The sequence below is a fragment of the Pseudoflavonifractor sp. 60 genome (genome assembly GCF_009911645.1).
Classification (GTDB): Bacteria; Bacillota; Clostridia; order Oscillospirales; family Oscillospiraceae; genus Lawsonibacter.
This window is the reverse complement of the sequence record NZ_QWKI01000109.1, coordinates 24,866-33,398: the sequence shown is the minus strand read 5'-3', so window position 1 is coordinate 33,398 and position 8,533 is coordinate 24,866. Positions and strand designations below refer to the sequence as shown.

9 protein-coding genes are annotated in these 8,533 nt (G+C 65.0%); all 9 read right to left on the bottom strand.

The window, feature by feature from the left end:
• Positions 1-174 precede the first annotated feature (174 nt).
• The 9 genes from D1646_RS12240 to D1646_RS12200 are packed head-to-tail and all read right to left on the bottom strand — an operon-like array spanning position 175 to position 8,506.
• Entirely contained in the window at positions 175-1,032 is an 858-nt protein-coding gene (locus D1646_RS12240; protein WP_160636734.1) for an NADAR family protein, read from the bottom strand.
• 18 nt (positions 1,033-1,050) lie between these two features.
• On the bottom strand, positions 1,051-1,896 hold the full coding sequence (locus tag D1646_RS12235; RefSeq protein ID WP_160636732.1) for a DUF2262 domain-containing protein: 846 nt from the start codon (positions 1,894-1,896) through the stop codon (positions 1,051-1,053).
• A 51-nt stretch (positions 1,897-1,947) separates the two neighbouring features.
• Positions 1,948-2,397, bottom strand: coding sequence for a dUTP diphosphatase (gene dut / locus D1646_RS12230; protein ID WP_160636731.1), 450 nt, complete (start codon positions 2,395-2,397; stop codon positions 1,948-1,950).
• A 20-nt stretch (positions 2,398-2,417) separates the two neighbouring features.
• Positions 2,418-3,680, bottom strand: a complete 1,263-nt coding sequence (locus D1646_RS12225) for an acyl-CoA reductase (protein WP_160636730.1) — start codon at positions 3,678-3,680, stop codon at positions 2,418-2,420.
• Complete coding sequence (locus tag D1646_RS12220; RefSeq protein ID WP_160636729.1) at positions 3,677-4,801, bottom strand: acyl-protein synthetase; 1,125 nt, start codon at positions 4,799-4,801, stop codon at positions 3,677-3,679. The genes D1646_RS12225 and D1646_RS12220 overlap by 4 nt, the downstream gene beginning before the upstream one ends.
• 6 nt (positions 4,802-4,807) lie before the next feature.
• A complete protein-coding gene (locus D1646_RS12215; protein ID WP_160636728.1) occupies positions 4,808-5,299 on the bottom strand; it encodes a hypothetical protein in 492 nt (163 codons plus the stop codon).
• A gap of 15 nt (positions 5,300-5,314) precedes the next feature.
• Positions 5,315-6,022: an endonuclease V gene (locus tag D1646_RS12210; RefSeq protein WP_160636727.1), complete on the bottom strand. Its 708-nt coding sequence runs from the start codon at positions 6,020-6,022 to the stop codon at positions 5,315-5,317.
• Positions 6,023-6,035: 13 nt separating this feature from the next.
• Complete coding sequence (locus tag D1646_RS12205; protein WP_160636726.1) at positions 6,036-6,410, bottom strand: hypothetical protein; 375 nt, start codon at positions 6,408-6,410, stop codon at positions 6,036-6,038.
• Between the two features lie 14 nt (positions 6,411-6,424).
• The gene (locus D1646_RS12200; protein WP_160636725.1) at positions 6,425-8,506 is read right to left on the bottom strand and encodes a U32 family peptidase; all 2,082 of its coding nucleotides are present in this window, start codon (positions 8,504-8,506) and stop codon (positions 6,425-6,427) included.
• Positions 8,507-8,533: the final 27 nt, after the last annotated feature.

The following is an 8,533-nucleotide window of genomic DNA, read 5'->3' as shown; positions in this document are numbered from 1 at the left end:
TAGAAGCAGATTTCCTAAGACAATCCCCCGCCCTCGCTTCGCTCAGGCACCCCCTTTGCCAAAGGGGGCAAGCGGCTGCGCCGCTTGTGTTGCCCTGCTCCGCAGGGCCCATCCCTCGTCCCGCCCGCAGGCGGCCTGGCCCCTTTGCCAAGGGGGCTGGGCGGCTGACGCCGCTCACACCTTACTTTTCTCCCAGTCGATTTTGTCCTCGTTGGCGCACACCCGGCGCAGCTCGTCCCGCACCTCCATCAGTGCGAAGCCCAACAGGTTCTGGCCTCTCCAGCTGGCGGGGTTATCCGCGTTCTCGTTATTTTTCCCCATGCCGATGCCCCAGATTCGGTCCCGGGGACTGGCCTCCACCAGAATTTTATCCCCGGTACGCAGAAGAAAGTCCTTCAACTCCGGATTTTGCAGAAATTTTTGGAAATTTCCGGTGAGGATAATGGTGTACTTACACTTGTCCCACACCGCCTGGTCAAAGTTCCGGACCTCCCGGCCCAGCGCCTTGATCTTGCCCTGGACGGTGGACTCCAGGATTTTCTCCAACGTCTCCTTGTCCCCGAACAGCCGGGCCTTCTCCGCCATCATGTACTGCTCCATACAGCAGTAGGGCTTGGCTTCAACCCGGAACTGGGCCATCCACCACTGGCTCAGGCAGGTCTCGGTGATGTGGCCGTCCTTCTCCGGCGTATGGCCCCAGAAGTGGACGAATTTCACCTGCTTCCCGGCGGCAATCTCCTCCGCCAGCCTCTCCCGGCTGTAGGCGGGGACGCCGTTGGGCCGCCAGTGACGGAGGAAGTAGTCCTCTCCGTCATACAGCAGGGAGGGGTCCAGGTCCTCCTCATCCTCCATCATGGAGACGTCGTCCCAGAAGACGGGACGGGGGAACAGCCGGTTATACTCCTCCTGCTCCTGCCAGGACAGCTTCTGCCACCAGTCGCCGAACTGGCAGCCGTAGTCCTCCCCGTAGCCCATCCGCCAGCCGATGGAGTACTGGGGAATCTCCGGGCAGGCCAGCCACTCGGGGGCCATCCACTTGTCTCTCACCCCTCAGCCCTCCATTTCGGCTTCGTCGGGGCCGTTCTCCAAATCGCCGGAGACGTGGATGGAGTGGCCGTAGAACATGTCGCCATCGCTGAACCAGAAGTGGAAGCCGCCGTCCCCCCGAATTTCGATGGACTCCAGCTCCATCCGCTCCATAAACTGCTCCTGGGTGATCTCCTCGTCTTCCGCCCAGTCGTTGGCGGAGGAGAGCAGCTCACCGGCGGCGTACGCCCGAATGCGCCTGTCCCAGTCGGGGGCGGCGGCCAGGAGGGTCTTGGCCTGCCGGATACAGTCCGCCCGGTCCTCCTCCTGGTCAAACACCAGGGAGATCGTTGTTCCAAGCCAGTCCACCTCGGTCTCGAACCAGTCCACCTGCCGGTTGAGAGTAAAGGTCCCCAGACCCTCCTCCTGAAAGGTGACTGTCTTTTTTTGTTCCTCCAGAATGGTCTTGAGCCGGGGCTCAAAGCCGGGCTCTGGCAGGTCCAGCAGCAGCAGGCGCTGCCCATCCTCCGAAACTCTGCCTCGGAATTTGATGATCATATCCGCCCGGGCCCGCCGCCGCAGGGTCTCCAGCAGCCGCTCGGCCCCCAGGGTGGACAGGACGAAGCTCCCCTGATGCGGCTCCAGGCTGTCCTCCTCCATCCAGGCGGTCAGGCCAATGGAGGCGGTCCACAGCTTATCCCCTCTGGTCTTGCCGCCGCTGAAGCCGTTGGCTCCGGTGACCGCCAGAATGGTCAGCTCCTCGGGCTGGAATCGGGCGGCAAAGGTCTTGTACTGGACGCTCTCAGGGGTCTCCAATTTTCTCCCCAGCTCCTCCGGCTGTTCGCCCTTTTTCTTAATAAATCCGAACATAACGGTCTCCTCCTGTGTCCTCTTGCAGAGCGGCCTCTGCATCTCGATTGTTCAGCTCCCGGTGGAGCCGAAGCCCCCCGCCCCCCGGAGGGTATCATCCAGCTCCTCCACCATCTGAATGTTGGCCTGGATGACCGGTGTAATCATCAGCTGAGCGATACGGTCCCCGGGCTGGATGGTAAAATCCGATTCCCCGGAGTTTTGAAGCCCCACCATGATTTCTCCCCTGTAATCGCTGTCAATGACCCCCACGCAGTTGGCGGGGGCGATGCCGTGCTTAATGCCCAGGCCGCTGCGGGCGTAGACCAGGGCCACATAGTCCGGGCCGGGCAGGGCGATGGCAATGCCGGTGGGGATGGTCCTCCGGCCGCCGGCGGGGATGGTGACCCCCTCGTCCAGACAGGCGTGAAGGTCCATGGCCGCCGAGCCGGGGGTCGCATAAAAGGGCAGAGGGATGTCCTTTCCGATTTTAGGGGAAACTGCCTTGATTTTCAAGTCCATATTGTAAACTCCTGAAAATTTTATTGAATCTCTATGTCCACTGCCCGCACATACCGGCGCAGAGGGTACTCCCCGTCGTGGGCCTCTCCGGGGAAGGTGCGGGACATATGTGCGGGAAGAGTGATCCGGTTGACCCCCGCCCGGGCCAGCAGGGCGGCCAGCTCCTCCCGCTTGGAGGAGGGGCACAGCAGGCCCGCCGTCTGGAGCCGCCCCCGGTACAGCGGCAGCGCCTCCAGCAGCTTTTCCCGGGGCAGCCGCTTCACCAGCACGTTGCCGTGGAGGTGGGACAGCTCCAGCGTCCCGTCCCGCCGCAGGGTCACAGAGCAGCTTTTCCCAGGAAAGACCAGGTCGCCGGACTCCGGGCGGTCCACGATCTGCTCCAGCACCGCCTCTCTGGCGTACAGCGCCCCCTGGGCCGCCTGACCGGAGGTCGTGTACCAGGACCGGGCGGCTCCCTCCAGCACCGGGAGAAATTCCTTGCAGAACTGTTCCGCCACCGACAGGTAGGTGGTGTCCAGGTAAATCACCTGACAGGAGGAGCACAGCAGGCCCCCCGTCTGAACGATGTGCTCCGCCAGCCCGGACAGGTCCAGCCCCTGCCACTCCGACAGATAGGCGAAGCTGAGCCGGTGGCCCCACTCAATGAGCTTTGCACCGGGCGGGGCCAGCCGCCGCATGGCGAGCACCGCCTCGTCCCCGCCCCAGGTGACCACGCCGTTGGCCAGGGCGGCCAGGCGGCGGAGGGCGGCGGTGTCCCGGGAGGGCAGGTCAAAGGCGTACAGCCAGGGGGCAAGACGGGGCTCCAGCTGGGTCAGCTTCTGGAACACCGCGATGGTCAGCCCCTTGTCCCCCCGGGGCAGTTTTACCAGGTTCAGGTTGCCGGTGAGCAGCCCCTCCACGGCGGTGAAAGCGGGCAGCCCGGCCATGTTTCCCGGGGCCACGTGGAGCAGGACCCCCAGGGGAAGGACCTGCGTTCTGCCAAAGCGCCGGGGACCGGCCAGACCCCCCAGCTCCAGGGCCAGCCGCTCCTCCAGCGCCTCCCGGCTGAGCTGAGGCCGGACCCGTTCCAGCGCCTCCCGGGCCCCCGGTGGGGCGTATTGGACAATAAGGCCGTCCAGCGCCCCGCTGTCCAGCTCCTGGCCCAGGGCGTCCAGAGCGTCCAGCACCACCTCCCGCTCCAGAGGCGGACCGCTCAGCGTCCGGGGGACCTCCTCCGCCGCCAGCCGGGTTATGGTCTGGCTCAGCTCCCCGTCGGGGAGGATCGTTCCAGCGGCAAAAATCAAAATCCCTCCCCCTTTCCCAGCAGCTCCGCCGCCCCGGCGGCACAGGTGGTAATATCGGCCAGCCCCGCCCGGCCCAGGATGGTGAGGACAGGGGATTTCAGGCCACAGCCGCAGGACTCCCCGGGGGTCAGCATCCCCAGGTCGTCGGTCATGGCGCTGGTCACCGGCGTGGCGTTGATCAATGGCGTAATCAGATTCACCAGCCCCACCTCCCCCATGGGCAGGGGCTTCAGGGTATACACGTCCCGGATGAGGACCCGGGAGTAGACGGGGACGTGGAAGCGGTGATTTTTGCAGCTGTTAAAGAACACCGGGTGCTCCACCGCCCCGAAGAACTCGTGGACGCAGTCCTCCGAAATCCCCAGCACCCGCTCTGCCAGGGCGTAGAGGGTCCCCTTGTCCACCTCCTGGGCGTAGTGCTGCTTCCAGCCCCCGGCCAGGAGGATCTTCGACCCCCTGGGCAGCCGCACCGACAGGCCCAGCTCCTCCATCCGCTTCAGGCCGAACCACAGGTAGGAGGGGAAGGCCACAATCCGTGTGGGGAAGGGAGACCGCTCCAGAGCCCGGAGCCGCTTCACCGAGCCGTCCAGGTCGGGGACGTAGCTCCCATTCCGCCACCGCAGGGCATAGCTTCGGCTGAGGGGCGGGGCGAAGTGGGTCAGGCCGAACATGGTCCGGGCAACCCCCATCCGGTCCTGCTTCCCCGGCTTGTAGCCCAGCACAACATAGTGGGCGGGCCGGGGGGAGACCAAACTGTGGTAAAAGCCCAGCCGCAGCACCATGGGGATCTCGGCGAAGATGCAGCCCCAGTCGAAGCCGACCCGGCTAAAGCTGCCGCTGGTCCCCGAGGAGGTCACCTTCATTCCCATCCGCCACTGGGGCATGGAGAAGACGGCGTGGCGCTTGAAAAACAGAGTGGGCAGAAGGGGGAGCTTCGCCAGGTCCTCCACGGTTTTGATATCATCAGGGGAAAAGCCCTCCGCCTTGCAGATGGCCCGGTACTCCGGGCAGTGGCTGATGTGGTAGGCGCAGTTGTCCCGGACGGCCCGGAGAAAGCGCCGGTCCGAGCCGGGCAGGTCGTAGGGCGGGCTGAGCCAGAACAATTTTTGGCGGCTGAGCATAACAGTTCACTCCATTTTGGGGTTGTCGTTCTCCTCCTCCAGCAGCCAGGGGAGGGATGCGTCAATCTCCAGCTGCAAGACGGGCCGGGGGAAGTCCGGGGCCACCAGGGCGGCGTCCTCGGTGAAGGCCACGCGGAAATTCTCCGCCGCCAGGTAACAGCTCTCCCGGTCCCAGGCGCGGGTCTTGCTTGTGCCGTCCTCCGCCACGGTATACCAGCCGCCCTCCCCCTGGAGCAGCCGCCCCCGCAGATGGTAGAAGCCGCCGTACCACAGCCGCCCATCTGCCTGGGTGCAGTTCACATAGACCTCCGCCGGTTTTTGGGGGTCGATGCCCAAGGCGTGGAAAAACGCCAAAAGCTCCGCCGGAAAGACCGCCGCCGCCCGGGCGTAGTTCCGGCAGCCGGAGCAGGTGCAGGTGATGCCCGGGTCTGTCTCATAGTAGGCCCGGGTGCCCTCCGGGTCGGCGTTAATAATAAATTGACCAAATTCCAGGCGCATGGTATTTCACTCCTCTTAGCCCACCCCCCGGAGGGTCTCCCGCTGGATATGGGTCTCCAGGTCGGCGTACCGGGTCGGGATGGGGATGTGGCTCTCCTGGTCGGTCAGCGCCAGGGCCAGCTTGCAGGCGGTGTCCAGGTCGATCCAGTTGCCCACTGAGACAAAGATGGGCCGGACCTCCCGGCGGGTGCGCAGAGCCCGGCCCAGCACTCGGCCCTCCCTGACAATGTCGGAGCTCATCCCCGCCTCCGGGCCGGGCGGGTCAAATCGGGCCCCCTCCACCTTAAAATAACTCTTTGCCATCCCCACCGTGGGGGTGTTGAGGTAAAAGGAGGCGTGGGACGCCAGCCCCATGGACCGGGGGTGGAGGATGCCGTTGCCGTCAAAGACAAACAGGTCGGGCCGGTGCTCCAGCAGGGCGGCAGCCTCCACCACCAGGGGCAGCTCCCGAAAGGCCAGACAGCCGGGGATGTAGGGAAAGGTCACATCCCCTGCGGCCCAGCACTTTTCCACCACGGTCCGCTCCGGGAGCTGGATGACCACGATGCAGCACACCGCCCGCTCTCTGTCCCCCTCCCGCCAGTAGGCCAGGTCCACCCCGGCAACCCTCCGGAGGCTCTCCAGGGTCAGGGGACCGCTCTGGACCACCTGACCGGCCAGCTCCTCCTGGATCCTGACGCAGTCCCCCTGGGTGAGCCCGGAAAATCCCCTCGGGTCCAGCATGGGCCGTCCCTCCTTATAACAGGTAGTTGCACAGCGCAACTGACTCCCAATACAGATGGGGCCTGATCCGCTGGTCGATGATCTTTGTCAGCGCGGCCCTGGACTTGATCCTGGACAGGGCGATCATAATATGCACCGCCACAGAGTCCCACCCGCAGTCCATAAGAACCAGCAGTCGCTCTTCCGCCTGGGCCAGCAAAGCCTCATCAAACTTGGATATCCAATAGGCCCCTTCCATTCTGGCGTCCCCCGACTCGCTTGTCTCCACGATGTTCAGCAGTGCGCCGAAAAGCTCCTCGCTGCTTGTATGCTCCAAAAAGAACCGGTCTGCGGCCTTGTCCGAGTGGACCGATTGGATCAGCATATTCTCAATTTCATCTGTTGGCATAAGGGACCGTCCTTTCACTCCACATCCCGGTAGTACAGCCCCCGGGTGAAGTCGTTGGGCTGGTATTTTCCCCGGCCCAGATACCGCTCCAGCACCTGGACGCACTCCAGGGCGTTCTCGGTGGTGAAGACCAGCCGCCCCGCCCACAGCCCCAGCTTCTGCCAGTCCCGGGCCTTGTCCGCCAGGAACAGCTTTTTGGAGTTCAAGATCTCGTTCCGGCAGCCCCAGGCCTGGACCACCGGGAACCGCTCCCCCTTCCGGTCGGTGAGCAGGTTCACATTGCCGCAGGTATGCTGGCCGGAGTGGTTGTGGATGATGCAGTTTTCGGTAATCATCAGGGGCAGGCGGCCGTAGGCGATGAACTCCATGGGGATGGTTTTGGAGATATCCCGGATCTGGGGGAATTTCATCTCAAAGGAGACGGTGGCCGAGATGAGCCCCAGCCGCTTCAGCTCCTTCATGGTCTGGCTGTTATAGACCCCCAGGCCGTAGTCCCCCCGGACCTGGAAGCCCAGCCGCTGGGCCCGGCGCACCGCCCCCCAAGCGCCGGCCAGGGCCTGGTCCACCCCCGCCTCCCGCAGGGCGATGAGCTCCCCCTCCAGCCGGGGCAGCTGGGCGTCGGTGCAGATGCGGGGCAGGATCGCGGCCACCGGGACCCCCGCTTTCCGGCAGCGGTCCACCGCCTCGGGATGGGCGGCCCCCTCTCCGGCGGGCAGATAGACCAGGGCGGGCTTTAATGTCAGCAGCTCTGTGCTCAGCTGGCCCGCTGTCCGCACCGACAGAGTGAACACCGGGGGCTGTTTTGGATTGTCGTAGCGCACTCCGGGCTGGAAGGGCTCCCGGCGGCGCTTGGGGGCCTGCTGGCGCTGCCGGGAGAGCTCCTCCAGACAGCGGCGGCGCATATCGTTTAGGGCGGACAGAGGCAGGGAAAGTCCCTCCTCCACCCGGACCACCGCCTTTTCACAGACGAAGGGGGTCCCTCCGGTGCGCTGGAGCTGGCCCTCCACCTTCTCCTGGGTCAGCGGCACGTTTCGGGCGGGCTCCGGCACAGGACCCTCGGCCCGGACCACATGGCCTTGACGGTCCTCCGCCGCCGCCTGGGCAGGCTGGCCCGCCTCAATCAGGGCGTACATCCGCACCGGCTCCTTCCGGTTCTCCCCGCTCTCGTAGGTGGCCCGGGCCTGGGCGTAGAGCTCCTTGGGCTCCTTCTCCTCCTGGCGGGTCCCAAACATATCGGGGCCCCGCTTTCCCATAAAATATCCCTCGGTAAAGCCCTGGCGGGAGAAGGTCTTCTCCAGAATATCCAGCTCCTCCGCGGTGGGCTCCCGGTCCTCCTTCAGGGCCCGGGCGTAAATCCCTGTCACAATGGCCACATACTCGGGCCGCTTCATCCGCCCCTCCAGCTTCAGGCAGGCCACACCCATGTCCCGCAGCTCCCCCAGGTGCCCCGCCAGGGACAGGTCCTTGAGGGACAGGGGGTACTCGTTGGCCTTGCCGTTCCAGCCGTAGTTCAGCCGGCAGGGCTGGGCGCACATCCCCCGGTTGCCGCTGCGCCCCCCGATGACCGAGGAGAAAAAGCACTGCCCAGACCAGCACATACACAGGGCTCCGTGGCCGAAGACCTCAATTTCAATGGGAGAATTTTGACAGATATAGGCGATCTGGTCCCGGCTCAGCTCCCGGCCCAGCACCACTCGGGTCATCCCCAGGTCGGCGCACAGCTTCACTCCGTCCAGGGAGTGGACCGTCATCTGGGTCGAGCCGTGGATGGGCAGCTCCGGCACCGACTGGCGCAGCATCCGCACCGCCCCCAGGTCCTGGACGATCACCGCGTCCACACCGATGTCGCTGGCGTGGGCGGCCAGCTCTGCGGCGGCGGGCAGTTCCCGGTCGGTGAGCAGGGTATTCAGCGTCAGGTTGACTCTGCACCCCCGGAGATGGCAGTAAGAAACCGCCGCCGCGGCCTCCTCCGGGGAAAGATTCCTGGCGCCGCGGCGGGCGTTGAAGTCTCCATATCCAAAATAGACGGCGTCCGCTCCATTCTGCACAGCGGCAGTCACCGCCTCCATGGAGCCGGCAGGGGAGAGCAGTTCCATCTCCGGGCGCCTCCTTTCCTGTGTGAA

Bases quoted from the DNA above. Each gene is read 5' to 3' on its own strand.
- D1646_RS12240 (WP_160636734.1), bottom strand. From the start codon at position 1,032: ATGGCCCCCGAGTGGCTGGCCTGCCCGGAGATTCCCCAGTACTCCATC.
- D1646_RS12235 (WP_160636732.1), bottom strand. From the start codon at position 1,896: ATGTTCGGATTTATTAAGAAAAAGGGCGAACAGCCGGAGGAGCTGGGG.
- dut (WP_160636731.1), bottom strand. From the start codon at position 2,397: ATGGACTTGAAAATCAAGGCAGTTTCCCCTAAAATCGGAAAGGACATC.
- D1646_RS12220 (WP_160636729.1), bottom strand. From the start codon at position 4,801: ATGCTCAGCCGCCAAAAATTGTTCTGGCTCAGCCCGCCCTACGACCTG.
- D1646_RS12215 (WP_160636728.1), bottom strand. From the start codon at position 5,299: ATGCGCCTGGAATTTGGTCAATTTATTATTAACGCCGACCCGGAGGGC.
- D1646_RS12210 (WP_160636727.1), bottom strand. From the start codon at position 6,022: ATGCTGGACCCGAGGGGATTTTCCGGGCTCACCCAGGGGGACTGCGTC.
- D1646_RS12205 (WP_160636726.1), bottom strand. From the start codon at position 6,410: ATGCCAACAGATGAAATTGAGAATATGCTGATCCAATCGGTCCACTCG.
- D1646_RS12200 (WP_160636725.1), bottom strand. From the start codon at position 8,506: ATGGAACTGCTCTCCCCTGCCGGCTCCATGGAGGCGGTGACTGCCGCT.